Source organism: Shinella sp. 838 (assembly GCF_029623935.1).
In the GTDB taxonomy this organism is placed as follows: Bacteria; Pseudomonadota; Alphaproteobacteria; order Rhizobiales; family Rhizobiaceae; genus Shinella.
Window position 1 is genome coordinate 148,475 of the sequence record NZ_JARSBQ010000013.1, and the last position, 17,687, is coordinate 166,161.

At 63.0% G+C, this 17,687-nt stretch carries 19 protein-coding genes; 4 read left to right on the plus strand and 15 right to left on the minus strand.

Annotated elements, in window-relative coordinates; all coding sequences use genetic code 11:
- Positions 1–64: 64 nt before the first annotated feature.
- The 3 genes from P9A16_RS28595 to P9A16_RS28605 all read right to left on the minus strand — a co-directional run bounded on the left by P9A16_RS28595 (position 65) and on the right by P9A16_RS28605 (position 3,156).
- Positions 65–1,306, minus strand: a complete 1,242-nt coding sequence (locus P9A16_RS28595) for an MFS transporter (RefSeq protein ID WP_023512919.1) — start codon at positions 1,304–1,306, stop codon at positions 65–67.
- The gene (locus tag P9A16_RS28600; protein WP_023512920.1) at positions 1,306–1,848 is read right to left on the minus strand and encodes a Chromate resistance protein ChrB; all 543 of its coding nucleotides are present in this window, start codon (positions 1,846–1,848) and stop codon (positions 1,306–1,308) included. The genes P9A16_RS28595 and P9A16_RS28600 overlap by 1 nt, the downstream gene beginning before the upstream one ends.
- Positions 1,849–1,950: 102 nt before the next feature.
- Positions 1,951–3,156 (minus strand): multidrug effflux MFS transporter, encoded by a 1,206-nt coding sequence (locus tag P9A16_RS28605; protein ID WP_023512921.1) that lies wholly within the window; start codon positions 3,154–3,156, stop codon positions 1,951–1,953.
- 427 nt (positions 3,157–3,583) lie between these two features.
- On the opposite strand from P9A16_RS28605, the gene P9A16_RS28610 reads away from it, so the two are divergent.
- Entirely contained in the window at positions 3,584–5,059 is a 1,476-nt protein-coding gene (locus tag P9A16_RS28610) for a DUF1963 domain-containing protein (protein ID WP_278026265.1), read from the plus strand.
- 33 nt (positions 5,060–5,092) lie between these two features.
- Here the strand turns inward: P9A16_RS28610 and P9A16_RS28615 are convergent, their stop codons facing one another.
- Entirely contained in the window at positions 5,093–5,713 is a 621-nt protein-coding gene (locus P9A16_RS28615) for a pentapeptide repeat-containing protein (protein ID WP_023512923.1), read from the minus strand.
- 222 nt (positions 5,714–5,935) lie between these two features.
- Between P9A16_RS28615 and P9A16_RS28620 the strand changes: the two genes are divergently transcribed.
- On the plus strand, positions 5,936–7,036 hold the full coding sequence (locus P9A16_RS28620; RefSeq protein ID WP_023512924.1) for a hypothetical protein: 1,101 nt from the start codon (positions 5,936–5,938) through the stop codon (positions 7,034–7,036).
- A 67-nt stretch (positions 7,037–7,103) separates the two neighbouring features.
- Here the strand turns inward: P9A16_RS28620 and P9A16_RS28625 are convergent, their stop codons facing one another.
- The 5 genes from P9A16_RS28625 to P9A16_RS28645 form a co-directional block, all read right to left on the minus strand.
- A complete protein-coding gene (locus tag P9A16_RS28625; RefSeq protein ID WP_023512925.1) occupies positions 7,104–7,757 on the minus strand; it encodes a hydrolase in 654 nt (217 codons plus the stop codon).
- A gap of 315 nt (positions 7,758–8,072) precedes the next feature.
- Positions 8,073–8,987, minus strand: a complete 915-nt coding sequence (locus P9A16_RS28630; protein ID WP_023512926.1) for a LysR family transcriptional regulator — start codon at positions 8,985–8,987, stop codon at positions 8,073–8,075.
- Positions 8,988–9,042: 55 nt separating this feature from the next.
- Positions 9,043–10,611: a DHA2 family efflux MFS transporter permease subunit gene (locus P9A16_RS28635; RefSeq protein WP_023512927.1), complete on the minus strand. Its 1,569-nt coding sequence runs from the start codon at positions 10,609–10,611 to the stop codon at positions 9,043–9,045.
- A 16-nt stretch (positions 10,612–10,627) separates the two neighbouring features.
- Positions 10,628–11,818 (minus strand): HlyD family secretion protein, encoded by a 1,191-nt coding sequence (locus P9A16_RS28640; protein ID WP_023512928.1) that lies wholly within the window; start codon positions 11,816–11,818, stop codon positions 10,628–10,630.
- A 125-nt stretch (positions 11,819–11,943) separates the two neighbouring features.
- Positions 11,944–12,924 carry a LysR family transcriptional regulator gene (locus P9A16_RS28645; protein WP_023512929.1) on the minus strand — a complete coding sequence of 327 codons (981 nt, stop codon included), beginning with the start codon at positions 12,922–12,924 and terminating at the stop codon, positions 11,944–11,946.
- A 94-nt stretch (positions 12,925–13,018) separates the two neighbouring features.
- Here P9A16_RS28645 and P9A16_RS28650 point away from each other — a divergent pair, with 94 nt between their 5' ends.
- Together P9A16_RS28650 and P9A16_RS28655 are read left to right on the plus strand one after the other, a co-directional pair.
- Positions 13,019–13,156, plus strand: a complete 138-nt coding sequence (locus tag P9A16_RS28650) for a hypothetical protein (RefSeq protein ID WP_023512930.1) — start codon at positions 13,019–13,021, stop codon at positions 13,154–13,156.
- Positions 13,157–13,194: 38 nt separating this feature from the next.
- The gene (locus tag P9A16_RS28655) at positions 13,195–13,473 is read left to right on the plus strand and encodes a GNAT family N-acetyltransferase (RefSeq protein ID WP_023512931.1); all 279 of its coding nucleotides are present in this window, start codon (positions 13,195–13,197) and stop codon (positions 13,471–13,473) included.
- 34 nt (positions 13,474–13,507) lie between these two features.
- Here the strand turns inward: P9A16_RS28655 and P9A16_RS28660 are convergent, their stop codons facing one another.
- The 6 genes from P9A16_RS28660 to P9A16_RS28685 form a co-directional block, all read right to left on the minus strand.
- On the minus strand, positions 13,508–14,230 hold the full coding sequence (locus tag P9A16_RS28660) for an MBL fold metallo-hydrolase (RefSeq protein ID WP_023512932.1): 723 nt from the start codon (positions 14,228–14,230) through the stop codon (positions 13,508–13,510).
- Positions 14,231–14,241: 11 nt separating this feature from the next.
- Positions 14,242–15,006 (minus strand): amino acid ABC transporter ATP-binding protein, encoded by a 765-nt coding sequence (locus P9A16_RS28665; protein ID WP_023512933.1) that lies wholly within the window; start codon positions 15,004–15,006, stop codon positions 14,242–14,244.
- 25 nt (positions 15,007–15,031) lie between these two features.
- A complete protein-coding gene (locus P9A16_RS28670) occupies positions 15,032–15,709 on the minus strand; it encodes an amino acid ABC transporter permease (protein ID WP_023512934.1) in 678 nt (225 codons plus the stop codon).
- A gap of 18 nt (positions 15,710–15,727) precedes the next feature.
- The gene (locus P9A16_RS28675) at positions 15,728–16,546 is read right to left on the minus strand and encodes a transporter substrate-binding domain-containing protein (RefSeq protein ID WP_156031967.1); all 819 of its coding nucleotides are present in this window, start codon (positions 16,544–16,546) and stop codon (positions 15,728–15,730) included.
- Positions 16,547–16,674: 128 nt separating this feature from the next.
- Complete coding sequence (locus P9A16_RS28680; protein ID WP_023512936.1) at positions 16,675–16,986, minus strand: GYD domain-containing protein; 312 nt, start codon at positions 16,984–16,986, stop codon at positions 16,675–16,677.
- A complete protein-coding gene (locus P9A16_RS28685; RefSeq protein WP_023512937.1) occupies positions 16,983–17,657 on the minus strand; it encodes a cysteine hydrolase family protein in 675 nt (224 codons plus the stop codon). Before P9A16_RS28685 ends, P9A16_RS28680 begins: the two co-directional genes overlap by 4 nt.
- Positions 17,658–17,687 lie beyond the last annotated feature (30 nt).

Below are 17,687 nucleotides of genomic sequence, written 5' to 3' on the forward strand. Positions count from 1 at the left end.
CCTCTCCTGGACGCAATATCCACGATTTGTTCCGGCCCGGGCGGGGCAGCACCTCTGGAAGCGATCAGGCCTTGGCACCGATACGCCCCCGCGCCGCCAAAAGCCCGACGATGGTCACGGATGCAAAGGCCGCGCCGGCAAGGAAGGTGGCTTCCGGCCCAAAAGCGTCCCACAGCGCACCCGCCAGCACGCTTGCTGCCAGCAGGGCGAGGCCGGTCACGAGATTGAACATTCCGAAGGCCGTACCGCGCAAATCCGCCGGTGCGACATCCGCGACAAGGGTTGCGAGCAGGCCCTGCGTGAAGCCCATGTGCAAGCCCCAGAGTACGACGCCGACGGCGAGCGACGCCATGCCGGTTGAAAACGCCAGCACGACATCGGCGAAAACAAGAAGAAGCAGGCCGGCGATGAGGATGCCGACACGGTTCATACGATCGGAAAGCACCCCGACAGGATAGGCCGACAGCGAGTAGGCAAGGGCCATGAGCACCAGGACTGCCGGAACCATCGCAAGCGGCAAGTCGAGCGACTGCGCCCGCAGGATCAGGAAAGCCTCGCTGAAGCGCGACAGCGTGAACACAGCCGCGATGCCGACGATCCACCAATAGCTGGCGTCAAGCCGCGCCAGTTCGCTTCGCCGAAGGGGCATGCGCACAGGACGCGCACCGTCCTTCCGCTCCGGCTCCCGGACAAAGACCAGCAGCACGACGACGGAGAGGAGCGCCGGCACGACGGCCACCCAGAAGACTGTCGGAAAGTGGTCAGCCGTCAACCACATCAGCGCGATGGCAAGGAGCGGCCCCAGGAAAGCCCCGATCGTATCAAGCGACTGGCGCAGGCCGAAGCTGGCGCCGCGCAGTTCGGGCGGCGCGATGTCCGCCACCAGCGCGTCGCGCGGCGCACCGCGGATACCCTTGCCGATACGATCGATGAAGCGGGCGGCGACCATCCAGTCCAGCGTCGATGCCAAGGGAAAGATCGGCTTGGTGAGCGCGGCAAGGCCATAGCCGAGTACCGCGAGAAGCTTGCGCTTGCCGAGCCAGTCGCTCAGCGCACCGGAAAAGATCTTGGTGATCGAAGCCGTCGCCTCGGCGATGCCCTCGACAATGCCGACAGCCAGCGTCGAGGCGCCGAGAACCGTCACCATGTAGAGCGGCAGAAGCGCGTGGATCATCTCCGACGAGACGTCCATCAGCATCGACACGAAGCCGAGCGCCCATATGCCCGACGGAATGCCGCGCCAACCGGCTCCTTTACGGCTCGTCGCTGCCGCGTCCACCGGCGAACCCGCCTTGGCCGTGCCCATCACCGGTTCTCCTGCTGGGCATCGAAGACACGCTGCGCATAGCCGTCGAGCAGCGTCTCGCAGCCACGAAGGCGTGCTTCGGCCTCCGCGGCCAGCGGAGCGCCATAAAAGTCGAGCTTGCGAATCTTCTCGAACCAGCTCTGAAGCTTCTTCAGGTCGGCATCCTCTTCCTCAAGCTCGGCATAGGTAAATTTTTCGATGGCGATTTCCTTGGCGATCTCCACCTCGAACTCGGCGCAACGACCGAGGAATTCACTATACTGCTCGTCGCGATCGGCCTGGAAGCGGACGATGACCTTGTCCTCCTGCATCCGGTCGAGTGCTACGGTTTCCAGGATCACCGCGTCGCCGCCCATCGTGGCGATGTCGTTTTCCATCATCTTCAAGCGGCGCACGTGTTCGTCGGTCTTCGGCAGGAGGCAGACGCCGTTCTGGAGATAGACCGCTCCCATCCCCTTCAGCTTCCGCCACAGCGCCACCCGCTTTGCGGCCGGATCGGGCGGGACCTTGTAGGTCAGGAGAAGCCAGTGGAGAACAACCATGGCTTCTCTGTAATGTAACCATCGTAACAAATCAACTGCTGCGACAGGGGGTATGGCTTCATCATCCACCTCCCCAAAACAGGAAACCGACGCGGTCCCGGCCTAGCGAAACGGCTCGATCGGCGCGGCCTCGCCGCGGGCGGCCAGTTCCGCCAGAAGAAGCGCACCGAGACCGGCGATGCAGAACCCCACGGACAGGGAGAGGGCTGTGCCGTCATAAAATCGGCCCATGCCGACGGCGAAGAGCGTGGCAACAAGACTTGATCCCGATGCGATCAGCGACGCACCAAGGCCCGCCACCTGCCCGAGGGGACGCATGGCCATAGCATTCAGGTTGCCGAAGAGCACCCCGATGGCGAAGAAAGCTCCAAACCCGAGCACCATCAGCATGGAAAGCGGCGGGCGACCGCCCCAGAATATGCATGCGATCGCCATCAGGAAACCGGCCGCAGAAAGCCCCGCAAAACCGGCGCGCGCCATTCTATCCATGCCATAGCGGTGCAGGAGCCTGGCATTGACGAAGGACGCGAGCCCCACCCCGGCGGCCAGCCCGGCGAAATAGAGCGGGAAGGCCTGCCCGATCCCATAGGCATCGAAGAACAGGTCGGCCGCCGTGCTGAGATAGAGGAGCTGCGCCCCGAAGACGATCCCGGTCGCGATGATCAGCAGCACCACCCGTCGGCTGGACAGGATGCGACGGCTGTTCAAGACCAGCAAGCCCGGCCGAAACGGGATGCGCCGTGCCACCGGCAGGGTTTCCGGTTGCCGAACGGCCAGCCAGAGGCCGAGCAGACCGGCGATCACCAGATAGGCGCCAAAAACGCTGCGCCAGCCGCCGAGAGCGATCAGGCCCTGCGCCAGAGCGGGTGCGAGCATCGGCACGAGAATGAAGAGGGTGAACATGAAGGACATGACGCGCGCCATAGCCTCCCCCGCGAACTGGTCACGGATCATCGCGCGCGTGGCGATCTTCGGACCGGCGACACCGATGCCCTGCAGGAACCGACCCAGGATCACCATGTCCAGCGAGCCCGCCTGCATGGCGACAACGGTCCCGGCCCCGTAGACGCAGAGGCCCAGTAGCAGCGCCTTCTTCCGCCCGATCGCATCGGAGACCGGCCCGAGCAGCAGCTCGCCGAAGGCCATGCCGAAAATGAACAGCGAGACGATGTGCTGGGTGGAAAGCGGGGGCGCCTGCCCGACATCCGCCCCGATCTCCCGCAACCCGGGCAACAGCGCGTCAATGCTGAGGGAGGTCAACGAGGTCAGGAGAGCATAGAGGAGGATGCGTTCGCGAAAGCTGATCAAGAACAGGCCTTGCGGAAAATGGAAACGATCACCCTGCCCAATAGCATGTTTCGCTTGCGGAACGTGCGACTCTCGGTGAAATTACCGGCCTGCAAAATCCGCTAGCGGCGGGCGCAATGCCGGGCGGTTCTTTCGCTGCCCTAGCGGCAGAAGCGTCAGGCAACGAGCAACACCCATACGCGCAAAAATTGACGGCTTGTGAAGACCTCTTCCCTAGGATTGCCGCGGCATCCATCCAGCGGGGGCGGCGATGAAATCGGTGGCGCGTGCTTTTGTCCTTTTCGCCTTCATGGCCTTGCTTACGCTCCATGTCGCCACCGGCTTCCTTGCGAGTTTCACCGAAAAGGTTCCCCGCGCTGTCACCGGCATCGATACGGTCATCCGGACCGGCCTCGTATCCTGGCTCGGCCACACCAACACCCTGGCCTTGCTGGCCTTCCTGACACTCCTGCTGCCGGCCGCCGTCTGCTTGCGCGCCGTACAGGCCGGCCGAGCCGTTCACCCGGAACCGGTCAACATCAAACCGGCGCGCATGCGGCGCATGGTCGATCGAGCACCCAAATCCGACCTGCGTCCGCAGGACAGGCAGCTGCTGGCCAATATTCTCGAGGGAGTCGTCGGGCAAGTCGCGCGGGAACACGAGATGCTCAAGGCCAATGAACGGCCAAGCCCCTTCGTGCGGCTCGTGCCTCTGGTGCCGATCCCTCCGGATGGGCCGCCGCACAGCTGGTTCGGCGGCAACCCGTCGCTGCCCGAAGGCACTTCCTGGCCGATCCTCGGCGGAAAACCGGCGGCGTTCCTGGCGCAGATCGACTGCGCCGCCCTTCCCGCCGACCTCTGGGGCGGCGCGGGGCCACGCAACGGCTGGCTTTCCTTCTTCCTCGGCTACGAGAACGGCTATCTTGCCGCGAGGATTCTCCACACCCGATCCTACGGCGCACCGGCGGAGCCGCCTTTCCCGATCGAGTTCGAGTGGTTGTCGCTGCATGAGGCTCCCGGCACGGACTGGACATCGCTGGTGCGAAAGGACGTTCCGAAATGGCCGGTTGCCGTGGTCCGGGTTCCCTCGGCGGTGCAAGACCCGCGGGTGCGGACGAAACCCGGTTCCGACGACGAGAGCGATCCACGCTTCCTTCGATACCACACGGGTTTTGACCTGAACGAACCCGGCTGGAAGCCATTCGACGCCGCAAGCACGCTTCTCATGCTCGATACAGCCACGGCCCACGCCCGCGAGATGGCCGGGCGCCGGCGAAGGAACCTCGACAAGGCGGCAAAGACGCTGGATCAGCTTGCCACCCAGCCCGAGCGCTTCGACAATCCCAACACAGCACGAAAGTGGGCGGAGGACGAGAAAGCCCGATCCGCGCGAAGCATGGCGGCGTGGGACGCCTGCCTTTCGCACGCCGGAGCGCTTCGGGCGGCGGCAGAACGCGAGATCGCGTCCGGATCTCGCCTGGAAGCATTGATCGACGAACTGATCACAACACTCGCGGAGATCACGATTCCGGACGGAAATGACGCACGGCCGACGAGCGCCTTCCCCACCCAGTGCCCGCCGGAAGCCGCCACCTGCTGGCTGACAAGCTGGGCGACGCTCGCGCAGCATCATGCAACCTTCCTCTACGCCGCCGATCCTGCTGCGCTTCCGTCGGCGTGGCGGACAAGGGTCGAGAAACAGGTGGCCCACGATGCGCAGCGCGAAATGGGATCAATGCGCGACGTGCCAGACGGCTATGTCCACGAATTCGCAATGGGACAGGACGTAACGCTGCTGCAACTGCCCACCAGCCGTCTGATGAACTGGATCTGGGGCGATACCTACGATCTCGTACTCACCATCGACAAAGCCGATCTCGATCGGGGTGATTTCGGCCGGGTAAAGGTGCAGATCACGAACTAGGATCATCGCTGCAAAACCGAAATCGGATCGCGCTCACTTCCGCCGGACATCGAGACCCAGGGCCTCGGCGATGACGATCGTCTGGTCGATCGTGATGATCGCCTCCTTGAGGCGAACGTTTTCCGGTTCGATCGCACTGAGGTCGCTTCCCCTGAGATCGCAGGCGGAAAAATCCACGCCATGCAGCCACGCGCCGGAGAGATCGACGTCCCGCAGCGAGCCGGCCTTGCAGGAGGCACCCGTGAGATCCGCCTCCCGCAGGCGAACGTCCGTGAAGAAGGCCCGATCGAGCACAGCGCCTGGCAGGCCGACGAAGGACCAGTCACCTCCCGAAACCTGCATCTGATCAAACTCGCAGCCATCGAACATGCTGCCGACGAACTTGCACTGCGTGAATCGACTGTCGAAGAACTTGCAGGACAGGAAAGTGCAGTTCACGAAGGCGCTCGCCTGGTGCGAGGACGCATTGAAACGGGCCCGCCGAAAGATGCAGGCGTCGAAGACAGCGCCTTCACTTTGCGCCTCGGTGAGGTCGAGATCGGCAAACAGCGTGTTCGCGTGACGCTCGCGTTCGATCTGCCGGCCATACCAGTCAGCCCCGGCAATGGTGATCTCCGTCTTCGGCGCTGCTTCGCCGTATCGCCGTTCAGCCATGGTCGTCCATCTGCGATCTGATCGAGGGTACCTGTCCTGCGCTCGAAGCAAGCGCTTGCTCGGATCATGCCGGATGGCGACGGGAAAGACGAGGCGCGCAACGCCGTCTGTCCACGGTCCTGATGCCCGGAACGGGGACTGCGCCATTTACCCTGCGAATTTATGGCGGCCCTGCGCCGTTTCCCCTTCGCCCTCCCAAAATGCAATCCCTTCAGGCAGATCATGACATTTCCCACAATCAAGCTTCCCGCCCGCCCCCTCGCCTTGAAGCGCGGGGTGATTTCAACGCCGCTCGCCTACTACTTCTCCACGCCGATCCTCCTGGCAATCGCCGTCTTCATGATGGTGACGGAGGCTCCGGGCATTCTGCGCGACTACACGATCAGCCAGAATCCGCTCATCCTCGAAAACGGCGACATCAAGGGCAGTTGCACGACCCGCAAGGCCATCTTCACCACCTGCGAGGTCGATCTTTCCTACGAGCATGACGGTCAGCGCTATGACAAGGACGTCGAGGTGATGTTCGTCGACATGCACAGCGGCGACTATGAGACGGGCCTTGTGATTTCTGCGGATCGGCCGGACCTCGCCACGATCACCCTCGGGCTCGACATGCTGTGGAACAGGATCATCACACTTTCCGTCTTTGCCCTTCTGCTCGGCGGCGGCGCCTTGGCGATGATCTACCTTCTCTTCCGGATCCTGCGCGTTCGCGGCCAGTTGCAGCATCCAGCGCCCCTCACCCCGATTCCGGTCGAGATCACCGGCATGGACAAGAAGAACAACCGCCTCGCGATCACCTATGCGGACAAGGTGAGCGAACGGAAGACCAAACGCGTGGCCTACACCCGTTTCGAGGCCGGACAGGAGCCGATCATCATCGGCGACGCAGGCAGCAATGCAGTCGCACTGGCTGTCTGGCACGGCGACACCTTCCTGCCGGTCCTGCTCGACGACAAGCTCGAGCGCATCGAGATGACACAGCAGGAACGGGCGGAGGCCCTTGCGCCGCTCTATGCCGCGGCGACACAGGCCGGGCGGCAGGCAGCACCATCCCTTGCTCCGGCGAAGACGGGGCCGTCGCTGCTGCGAAGGCTGGGCCTGTTCCTCCTCGTCATCCTGCTCATCATCGTCGGTATTTTCGGTTACTGGCTCTGGTACGTGACCAGCGCGCCCTCGCAGTTCAATTCTCCGGGGATGGACATCAACAACATGCTGCCGGAAGCCCTCAACCGGTGGGGCTGCGACCAGCTGCAAAAACGCTTCGCCGATGGCCCTGCACCCTTTGGATGCACGGCTGCGGACTATCAAAGCTGGAAATGAGAAAGCGGCGCACCGCACCGCAAACATAGAGGGAGACGCCGCAAGGGCGTCTCCCCATTATCGAGCCTTAGCCGTGTGCGCGTTCTGCGGCATCCCACTCGAATTGCAGGCCAGCGGTACCGCCGAGGCCCTTCATGATGTCGAGGAAGGCCGGAACCGTCTCGGTCCGCTTCCAGTCGCGCTGCAATTCACACAGCAGCTGGACGACGGAGATCAGCTTGCCGCCGGCCTGCTCGATACGGCGCAGGGCCGCGTCATGAGCCGTGACGGAGGTGCCGCCAACGGCATCGACGACCACGTAGACCTCATAACCTTCCTTCAGCGCATCGAGCGCCGGGAAAGCCAGGCAGGCTTCCGTCCACAGGGCTGTCATGATCAGCTTCTTGCGGCCGGTCGCCTCGACGGCCTGGCGGAACTCGATATCCTCCCAGGAGTTGATCGTCGTGCGATCATAGGTCGGGAAATCGGCAAGGACCGCCTGCAGCTGCGAGATCGGCGGCTTGTTGAGACCGGTCTTCACATTGACCGTGGTGTGCACGATCGGCAGCTTGTAGGCGACACCGGCCTTGGCGGTCGCAACGATGTTGCGCACCATCAGCGGGCGATCCATCGACGCGATCGAGTTCACCTGGACGGGCTGGTAGTCGATGACGACAAGGGCGGAGTTCTGCGGGGTCAGAAGGTGGTCTTCGGCCGGGTTGCGGATGACTTCACTGGTCATGGTCTTCACTCCTGGTTTGGCTGCCTGCCTGTGCAGGCGGTGGGTTCCAAGTTCCCCCGCAATCGGGCAATACCTGTCGGCTGCGGGACAATGATGGCCCCGCACGCGGCTGGCTTGCCGTTTGCAGCGAGAGAACGTCTTCGAAGGAGAACGGGCGGTGCCGGCATCCCGTACCGGCAGGTTCCATCCCGCTGAGGCTTGAAAACCCTGAGGTTTTCGTTGCTCGCCTCCGATGAGTGAAACCTATGCCTTTCTTCTGGAAACGATAATTCCCAGTTCCGTTGGATCACTTAACACCAGGAGTGCGAAACGTACTCAATCGACCTGCCAGGCAGGAACACCGGCAAAGGCATCGGCGAGAAAGTCCACCATCGCCCGGACCTTCGCCGGCGGGCGCCGGTCCGGCGGGTAGACGGCGAAGATGCCGGCCATGTCATAGGCTGGCTGGTCGAGCGGCAGGAGCTCCAGCCTCCCGGCCGCAACGTGGTCGGCGATGAGGAAATCGGGACCGTAGAGGATGCCCTGCCCGTTCAGCGCCGCCGCCACAAGGGCATCGCCATTGTTGGCGATGAAGTTGCCCCGGATCGGTACGCGCAGCTGGTTGCGGGTGCCGAAGATCCATTCCCGGGCACCTGTCGCATCGGAAAGCGAATAGCTGAGGCAATTGTAGTCGAGCAGGTCGCCGACGCGCCGTGGCCGCCCATGCGCATCGAGATAGGCAGGCGTCGCGGCAACGACCATCTTCGTCGGCGCAAGCCGGCGGGCGATCAGCCGGCTGTCGGCCAGCCGGCCGATACGCACTGTCATGTCCCAACCTTCGTCGATCAAATCGACATAGCGGTCGTTCAGGCCGAGATCGACGGTGACACCGGGATACATCGCGCTGAATTCAGGGACGAGCGGGGCGATATAGCGCACACCGAAGGAGATCGGCGCGCTGAGGCGCAGCGTACCGACGACGTCGATGCGCTGGGAGGAGACGGCCGCCTCGGTCTCCTCGATATCAGGCAGGATACGCAGGCAGAATTCGAGATATTGCCGTCCCGACTCGTTGAGCGAAAGCTTGCGCGTGGTGCGATGGAAGAGCTTGATTCCGAGCCGTTCCTCCAGCGCATCGACGTGTTTCGTCGCCATGGCCGGCGACATCTTCATCTGGCGTGCCGCGGCCGACAGGCTGCCCTGTTGCGCCGTGCGTACAAAGACCTGCATGCCGGTCAGGCGATCGAGCATCGATGGACCCCTTCTGTCGCGCCGCGGCCATCCAGCCTGCCGTCCTGCCGGTCTATCAGAGAAACCGGCCGGGCAGGAGGGTCTTGCGCAGGGCCAGCGACAGGGCCGTCGCAAGCAGCATGATCGCTCCGATCAGCAGAAAAGCGTCTGCGTAGCTCAACACATAGGCCTCGCGCTGGACGGTACGAGCAAGCAGGGCAGTAGCCTGCCCGACCGCTTCCTGTGGATTGGCGGCCCGCGGCAACACTGTTTGCGCCAGCGTCTCGATCCGCGCCGCCACGTCCGCATCGCCGCTTTCGACATGCTGGCCGATCAGGTTGGAATAGACCTGTTCCTGCACCCGCACCGTGGTCGTCACGAGCGCCAAGCCGATGGCGCTGCCGACCGTGCGCACGATATGCACCAGCGAAGCGATCCAGGGGATCTCCTGCAACGTGATGTCTTCGGTGATCAGCACCATGGTGGGGATCGCGACGAGCGGCCCGCCGACCGACTGGAGCAGAAGCGGCAGGAGGAATTCCTCGCTGACCCACAGGCCGGTAATGTTCGCGGACAGGAGCAAACCCCCACCCATCAGCATGCCGCCGAGCGCCAGCAGATTGCGCGGATCGACCCGATAGCAGAGCCAGACCACCACGGGTGCGAGGAGCAATTGCGGGATTGCCGTAGCAAGGAACAGGTCACTGCTTTCCAGCGCGCGATAGCCCTGGATGCGGATGAGATACTGCGGAACGATGAAGGCCGAGGACATGACGGCAATACGGCTTGCAAACATCATCATCAGGCCAAGGCCGATATTGCGCCGCCACAGGAGCCGCGGACTGACGACCGGGTTCGGATGTAGCAAGGCATGCAAGAAGAACGCGCCGATGAGAAACGCTCCGGCAAGCAGGAAGCCGACGATGAGACCGGATTGCAGCCAGTCGAGCCGGTTACCCTGGTCGAGCGCGGCCACCAGCGCAGCCAGCCCGAGCGACAGGGCAAGCAGCCCGAAGCCGTCGAACTTGCGAAAGCGCATGTATTTGACCGGGTCGTGGGCAAGGCCATAACTGGCCGCAAAAACCGTCAGCGCGCCCGGGACGATGTTGAGCCAGAACAGGAACTCCCAGGAGAGGTGTTCGAGAATGAAGGCTTCGAGCGAAACCGAGAGGCTGGGCGTGGTGGCGGAAACCAGCGCATAGAACGACAGGCCGTAGAGCCGCTGGTGCTGCGGCAAGTGGCGCATGATCACAGCGTAAGCCATGGGGATCAGCACACCGGCACTCAACCCGCGCAGCGCCTGAAGGCTGAGCAGGATCGAAAGGTCGGGGCTGAACGGTGCCGCGAGGGAAAACACGGAAAACAATGCCGCGCCGAGGATGACGCCGCGCGTCGGCGACAGGATCCCGCGCAGCCACACTGCCGCTGGGATCGCCGCCACCTCGGCGACGACATAGGCTGTGGTGATCCACGAGGCCTCATCGAGGCTGAGGCCGAGGGCACCGCGGATATCCGCAAGGCCGATGTCGGTCAGCCGCGCGTTGAGGATCGATGTGAAGGTGCCGAGGAGGACGGCGCCGATGCCGACGAGCGTCCTGAGGCCGGGCCATTCTTTCCGGAGGGCCGGAACCGTTGCCGCTGTCATGATCTGTCCTTCCCACCTACTTGATCGCGGGATCGTCGATCGCCGTGTCCGTATGGATTGTCGACAGGACCGACATGCCCGGCCGCAGCGCCTTCCGCAGGTCCTGCGGAACATCGACGAGTGCAATCCGCACGGCGATACGCTGGGCGACCTTGGTGAAATTACCGGTTGCATTGTCCGCCGGCAGCAGGGCGAATTCCGCACCAGTCGCGGGCGCAATCTGTTCCACACGACCTTTCAGCTCCCGCCCCGGAAACATATCGACCTTGATCGTCGCGGCCTGGCCGACATGCACCTTGCCGAGCTGTGTTTCCTTGTAGTTCGCCACGACATGAACCTTGGGCAGCGGAACAATGGAAATGAAGCGAGTACCGACGGAAACATACTGGCCAGCGCGCACGCTGCTGACATTGACGACGCCATCGATGGGCGCTACGATCCTGGTACGGCCGAGCTCGATACGGGCGAGCGCGAGATCGGCCTTGCGGATCTCCAGCTCCGCCAGCGCCTGCTCCCGCTGCGTGCCCAACACGTTGAGCTGCTGGCGCTGCGCGTCCGCTTCGGCCTGTTTTTCCGCAAGCTGGGCCTCGAAGCGGCGATTTGCGGCAAGCGCGTCCTCCAGGCGCTGGCTGGTGGACCAGCCGTCCTCGACGGCGGCGGTCTGTCGGCCGTACTCACCCGCAGCCCGGTCGCGATCGGCGCTGATTGCAAGGATAGCGGCATCGGCCTGGGTGATGGTGCGGTGTTGCAGCGCGATCCGACTGTCGACATTGCGGATGGCGACATCCGCAGCGGCAACCGAGGCCGTCGCGCGGCTGACCTTCGCATAATATTCCGAAGCCTCGATCTCGCCGAGCAGCTGGCCGGCCCGGACCGCCTGGAAGTCGCTCACCGCGACCCTGCGCACACGGCCGGAAATCTGCGTGCTGATCCGCGTCGTGTCCGCCCGGAGATAGGCATTGTCCGTAGACTGGTTCGTGAAGCCCGCGACCCATTGCCCCCAGCCGAGCGGAATGACGGTGGCAAGCCCGATGCCGACGACGATGACGGCCGAACGGGCAAGGGCAAGATAGCTGCGCCGGCGCGGCCGCTTCTGCGTCGCGCCCTTCGGCTGCGGATGGTGAGCGGTCGGCGCACGTACATCCGGGGCCGGTACGGATTGCGGCCTGTTGTCCGGGACGACGAGGCCTGTGACGATTGCGTTCATTGCCGTAACTCTCCTGGGTCCTTTGGACCGGATTTAGATATCGGCAAATATGGGCGCGGATACTCGATGAATGAAATGATGCTTTAGCATTTGATTCATGAACAAGATTCATTCTCTTGCCTGGATCAATCCTTACGATGGTAACGTTCCGCGCTTTCCACCAGCGCCTGCCGCAACCAGGCCACGGCGGGATGTGCGCCCATCGTCCGGTGCGACAGCATCGAGATCTCGAAGGGTGGCGCGTGGTAAGGTGGATCGCGCCACGCAAGATCGAGCGCGCGTACGGCGCGCAGTGCAAATTGCAGCGGCACGTAGGCGATCATGTCGGTTGCCGCCAAAAGGGCCGGAACGGCAAGGATGTGCGAGACGGTCGCGCCAACCGTGCGCGTCAGGCCCTCGGCGCCGAGCAGACCCTCGATATAACGCGGATTGCTGGTGATGTAGGCCCGCTCCAGCCCACCCTGGTCGATCGTCGCATCCCCGGCCGGCTGAAGCTGGTCGGAAATCAGGATATCGACATGCGGAAAGGCCGCAAGCGCCTGGAGACCGAAGGGACCAGCGGCGGCGGGATGATCCCGGCGCATCAGCCACACGCTCTGATCGGAAAACAGCGGCTCGCTGACGAAACGGGACGGTGTCTTGCCGAAAACGCCGATGGCCACATGAAGGGCGCCGCGATCGAGTTCCTCCGTGATGTTGAGCTCACTCAACGGGCGCAGCCAGCAGCCGGCCTTCGGCGCATGGCAGCGGATGCGCGCCATCAGCTCGGGAATGACCGTCGCCGTGAGAAAATCCGAGGTCGAGATCGCGAAGGTGATGTCCGAGGTCTCGGGATTGAAGGTATTGCCCGCGAGGGCGCCCTCGATCTGCCGCAGGGCCGGCTTGAACGCCTGCGCAAGCTCCAGGGCACGGGAGGTCGGATACATGCCGTTCGGCCCGCGGATGAAGAGCTCGTCGCCAAGCGTCTCGCGCAGCCGGGCGAGTGCATGGCTAATGGCCGACTGGGTAAGGTGCAGGCGCTCGGCCGCCCGCGTGACGCCCCGCTCCTCCATGACTGCGACGAAGACGCGAACAAGGTTAAGATCGGCGCTATGAATTTCGCGCATGCTTCCAATGCCCCAGCCTCATTTGATTAATGTAGCTTCCGGCACCACCTTCGACAAGCGCGATCCCTCGCCCCGTTCAAGGAAGAAACACGACATGGACGCAAAGACAGCATTTGCCGTTCCCGGCCGTCTGCCCCTACAATCGGTTGCCAGCCTGCAGGAGCGGTTCATCGCCGGATCGCTCCTCTATCTGGGGCTGATCGGGCTCCTGTGGCAATTCAGCGGCCTTTAGCCGGATCACCGGCGAGACTGGAAAGCGGAGGATGCCTGATGGATGACGACGTTCGCGACAACCCGGCCGAGTCGCGCTTCGAGCTGGCCGTCGGAGACGAGATGGCGGTCGCCTACTACCGCGAGGAGAATGGCCGGATCGTGCTCATCCACACCGAGGTTCCCCAGGCGCTATCAGGCCAAGGCATAGGCACGCGTCTTGCACGGGGTGTCTTCGAGACGTTGCGCGCCCGAAAGACGCGCATCATCGCAAAATGCCCCTTCATGGCCGCCTTCGCCGTCAAACACCCGGACTATGCCAGCCTGCTCGACGGATAATGTGGCAATCGACGCCGTAGTCGACTGGCCCCGCTCAGCCCCCCTTTTCCGTCAGATAAGCCCGGGCGATCTGCTGCATCCGGGCCTTTCCGAACTTCGATCCATGGCCGCCGTGAACAGTATGGACGTCGAGCCGCGACAGGCGCTCCATGGTCACCCGGTAGGCCGCGACGTCGCATCCCGGCAGGTCATCCACGAGGTTGCCCTCGTAGATCGCGTCTCCGCTGAAAAACGTCCCCGTCTTCTCGTCGAGAAGGCCGAGCGAGCCGGGTGAATGGCCCGGTAGATGCAGGACCATGTAGCGGGCGTCGCCGGTGTCGATGACATCGTTTTCCTTGAGGATCGTGGCAAGCGCAGCGGGCGGGATCGCATAGGCCTCCGGCATGACGCCCGTGGGCGCGACCGCTGCGAGGGCGTCCGGTTGCGTGCGAAAATAGGGGGCGAGCGTATCGGTGTCGAGCATCTGCGCAAAGGCAGCGGCCTCGGCTTCGTGCCCCAGCCGGTTCTCGAATTCGTGGAACGAACCGACATGATCGACATGGACGTGGGTCGCGACCGCCAGCACAGGCTTGCCGGCCGGAATGTCCAGCGCGCCCGCGAGACTGGCGAGCCCCATGCCGAAATCGACGACGAGATCAGCATCCCGACCGACAACGTGAAACATGTTGGCCCGGAAAAAGCTGTGCACATGCGGCTCGTAAAGCCGCGTCAGCTTCTCGGAGATTGTCTCCTTCGAAAACCAGTCCTTATTGCGCACCCTCTCCTCCCTCAATGCAGCAGCTTGCCGAGAAAGCGCTTCGTGCGCTCATGCGTGGGCGCGGAGAACAGGCGGTCGGGCGTGTTGCGCTCGATGATCTGGCCGCCAGCCATGAAAACCACTTCGCTCGCCACCTCGCGCGCAAAATTCATCTCGTGCGTGACGCAGACCATCGTCATTCCGTCGGCGGCAAGCGAAATCATCGTGTCCAGCACCTCCTTGACCATTTCGGGATCGAGCGCCGAGGTGGGCTCGTCGAACAGCATGATGCTTGGGTTCATGCAGAGTGCGCGCGCGATGGCGACACGTTGCTGCTGGCCGCCGGATAGCTGGCCGGGATATTTGTCGGCCTTTTCCGGAATGTGGACGCGCTCCAGATAGGTCATCGCGATTTCGATCGCCTGCTTCTTAGGCAGCTTACGCACCCAGCGCTGGGCGACCGTGCAGTTTTCGAGAACCGTCAGATGCGGGAACAGGTTGAAGTGCTGGAAGACCATGCCGACATCGCTTCGAACGCGGTCGATGCGCTTGAGCTGGTTGGTAAGCTCGATGCCGTTGACGATGATCGAGCCTTCCTGATGAATCTCGAGACGGTTCATGCAGCGGATCAGCGTCGATTTGCCGGAGCCGGAAGGGCCGCAGATCACGATGCGTTCACCCTTGTTCACCGTCAGGTCGATGCCCTTCAGGACCTGGAAAGCGCCGTACCATTTGTTGACGCCAGCCACTTCGATCGCGGCCCGGTGCGGAAGATCGGTCGTCGTTTGCGTGTTCATGTCCAACTCTCGGGTTGAAGCGGGATCAGCGATAGCCGCGCGAAAGCACATATTCGATACGGTTCTGCGCAAGCGTCAGCACCGAGACGATGACGAGATAATAGACGAGCGCCGCGCCGTACCATTCGAGGAAGCGGAAGCTCGTCGCGATGGCGAACTGCGAGACGGTCATCAGCTCCTTGAGCGAGATCACGGTCGCCAGCGACGTGGTCTTCAGGAGCGAGATGAACTCGTTCATCAGCGCGGGAACCGCGATCCGGAGCGCCTGCGGCATGGTGATGACCAGAAAGATCTGCCAGCGATGCATGCCGAGCGCTGCGGCGCCTTCCCGCTGGCCGTGGCCGACGGCGGCAAAGGCGCTGCGCAGGATTTCCGCCAGATAGGCGATCTGGATGAGCGAGAGCGCCAGGAACGCCGCGACGAAAGGCGTGAACCAGCCGGCGCGGAAAATCTCCGAAATCTGCGGCAGGCCGTTCCAGACGAAGAGCAACACCAGCAGGGCCGGCGCGCCGCGGAAGAGCCAGACATAGAGCGTCACCAGCCATCGGACCGCCGGCCGCGGTGAGCCCGCCATGGAACCGAGCCCCATGCCGAGCACGAGAGACACGGCCATGACGCAGAGGGAAAGGCCGATCGTCAGGAGCGCCCCCTTGAAAAGGGGCGCGCTGAATATCGCCTGCAGGAAGAGGTCGAGCTGGAACAACGCGAAACCGTCCTGTCGTCAGTTGACGTCGTGGGAAACGTCGGTCGCGGTTTCCGGCAGGTTCCATTTCTGAAGCAGTGCCTTCATCTCGCCGCTCGCCTGCAGGGCCTCGATCGCTTCCTTCAGCATCTGGCGGTCACCATCGCTCTTGCGGAGATAGATGCCGTAGTTTTCGCTCTGCTCGTAGGTGTAGGGAATGCTCAGGCGGCCCGGAACCTGCAGCATGCGATAGGCCGCCGTCGTATCCTGCGTGATGGTGGCCGTCGCACGCCCGACGAGGATCTGCTCGATGACACCGGATGCCGAGGGATAGGTCTGTGCCTGGATCGGTGCCTTGCCGCCGGCCTCAAGCTCCGCATTGAGATCGGCGACCATCTTTTCGTAGGAGGTGCCGGCTTCGATCGCCATCACCTTGCCGCTGACATCGGCCGGAACCTTCGTCTCCGTGTCGTTCGCCGCGGTGACCATCACGATATGCGAGCTGAAATAGGGGATGCCGTCGTATTTCTCGAGGCGGGCCGGCGTGATCAGGATGCCGCTCGCGACGAGATCGCAGCGCTTCGAATCGAGCGAGGGGAGCAGCCCCTTGAAATCGCCGACGACATATTCGGCCTTGGCACCCCACTGCTTGGCGATCGCGTCCATGACGTCGATCTCGAAGCCGACGAGGTCCTTGTCGCCGGGGTTTTCATAATATTCCATCGGCGGGAATTCGCCGCTGGTGCAGATCTTCAGGACGCCACCCGATACGAAATCGGGTTTCTGCTCTGCGGCAAGACCATTGCCTGCGCCGAGAAGGGCGGCCAGCATCGTGCCGGCGAGAAGAGACGGTTTCATTCCCAGTCGTGCAGTTTTCATCATTGTGTTCCCTTGTTTTTGGCTTCTTGGATTGATGTTTTGTGAAGTCGTATACGAACATCCCATACAGACAAGCTAAATGTTTTCGCGAAATAAACGCAGAAAAACTAAACTATTTCGGTGAGGATCTGCCCGTACGTGTCGGTGTCGAAAGCCGGAAGGATCAGGGGTTCGACATGCCCGTCGCGGCGCGCGGTGAGGACGTATTGCATCATGGCTTCGTTGCTCGGCATTTCGAAAACCTGCACGAAATCATAGGGGCCCAGCAGGGCATAGAAGGCGATCGAGCGGCCACCGAGCGCGGCCACGCGATCCTCGCTGACCTTCCGGCGCTTGGCGCTGTCGGTCAGCTCAGTGAGCCCCTTCTGCGTCAGACGCATCAGGGAAACGTATTTCTGGTTCGCATGCACCTCGCTCATTTCGCGGAAGTTCCAAGCTTCTTGAGCCCTTCGAGAACCGCAGCCGTATCGGTGAGCGCACCGAAAATGCCGTTCTCGACCGTCACCATATGAAGGGCCGCCTCGTGGGCATATTGATCGCCGCTGGCGCAGGCATCGGAGATCGTCAGGCACTGGAAGTTGCGATCACAAGCCTCGCGCAGCGTGGTGTGCACACACACATCCGTGGTGCATCCGGAAAATAGGAGATGCGTGATGCCCTGCGCGCGCAGGACATGTTCGAAATCCGTGTAGGTGAAGGCGCCGTTGCAGGTCTTGTCGACGATGATGTCTTCCGGACGCACATCGAGTTCGGGAACGATCTGGAAGCCCGGGCTGGAGCGCAGCAGCGCGGTCGTGCCCTCAAGACCGGAGCGCTTCCGACGCCATTTCTCATAAGGCGTCATGTCCGCGAGGTCTCCGCGATAACCCTGCCGCGTGTGAATGATCTGCACGCCGGCCTCCCGGCAGGCGGCGATGAGCCGGTTGACAGCGGGAAGGATCGCCCGGAGCGGCGCCGGGTCATAGCCCTGGCGGGCGAAGTAGCCCGTCGTCGACAGGAAATCTTCCTGCAGGTCGATGACAATGAGCGCGGTCTTCTGCGCCTGCAGATTGCCGTCATAGGGAAAGTCGAATGGTTTGGCCGAGATCATGAACGTTCTCCTCTTTGTCGTTGGGATAGC

Excerpts from the sequence above, each read along its gene's own strand:
- P9A16_RS28595 (WP_023512919.1), bottom strand. The coding sequence starts at position 1,306 with ATGGGCACGGCCAAGGCGGGTTCGCCGGTGGACGCGGCAGCGACGAGC.
- P9A16_RS28600 (WP_023512920.1), bottom strand. The coding sequence starts at position 1,848 with ATGGTTGTTCTCCACTGGCTTCTCCTGACCTACAAGGTCCCGCCCGAT.
- P9A16_RS28615 (WP_023512923.1), bottom strand. The coding sequence starts at position 5,713 with ATGGCTGAACGGCGATACGGCGAAGCAGCGCCGAAGACGGAGATCACC.
- P9A16_RS28620 (WP_023512924.1), top strand. The coding sequence starts at position 5,936 with ATGACATTTCCCACAATCAAGCTTCCCGCCCGCCCCCTCGCCTTGAAG.
- P9A16_RS28625 (WP_023512925.1), bottom strand. The coding sequence starts at position 7,757 with ATGACCAGTGAAGTCATCCGCAACCCGGCCGAAGACCACCTTCTGACC.
- P9A16_RS28630 (WP_023512926.1), bottom strand. The coding sequence starts at position 8,987 with ATGCTCGATCGCCTGACCGGCATGCAGGTCTTTGTACGCACGGCGCAA.
- P9A16_RS28635 (WP_023512927.1), bottom strand. The coding sequence starts at position 10,611 with ATGACAGCGGCAACGGTTCCGGCCCTCCGGAAAGAATGGCCCGGCCTC.
- P9A16_RS28640 (WP_023512928.1), bottom strand. The coding sequence starts at position 11,818 with ATGAACGCAATCGTCACAGGCCTCGTCGTCCCGGACAACAGGCCGCAA.
- P9A16_RS28645 (WP_023512929.1), bottom strand. The coding sequence starts at position 12,924 with ATGCGCGAAATTCATAGCGCCGATCTTAACCTTGTTCGCGTCTTCGTC.
- P9A16_RS28650 (WP_023512930.1), top strand. The coding sequence starts at position 13,019 with ATGGACGCAAAGACAGCATTTGCCGTTCCCGGCCGTCTGCCCCTACAA.
- P9A16_RS28655 (WP_023512931.1), top strand. The coding sequence starts at position 13,195 with ATGGATGACGACGTTCGCGACAACCCGGCCGAGTCGCGCTTCGAGCTG.
- P9A16_RS28665 (WP_023512933.1), bottom strand. The coding sequence starts at position 15,006 with ATGAACACGCAAACGACGACCGATCTTCCGCACCGGGCCGCGATCGAA.
- P9A16_RS28675 (WP_156031967.1), bottom strand. The coding sequence starts at position 16,546 with ATGAAACCGTCTCTTCTCGCCGGCACGATGCTGGCCGCCCTTCTCGGC.
- P9A16_RS28680 (WP_023512936.1), bottom strand. The coding sequence starts at position 16,986 with ATGAGCGAGGTGCATGCGAACCAGAAATACGTTTCCCTGATGCGTCTG.
- P9A16_RS28685 (WP_023512937.1), bottom strand. The coding sequence starts at position 17,657 with ATGATCTCGGCCAAACCATTCGACTTTCCCTATGACGGCAATCTGCAG.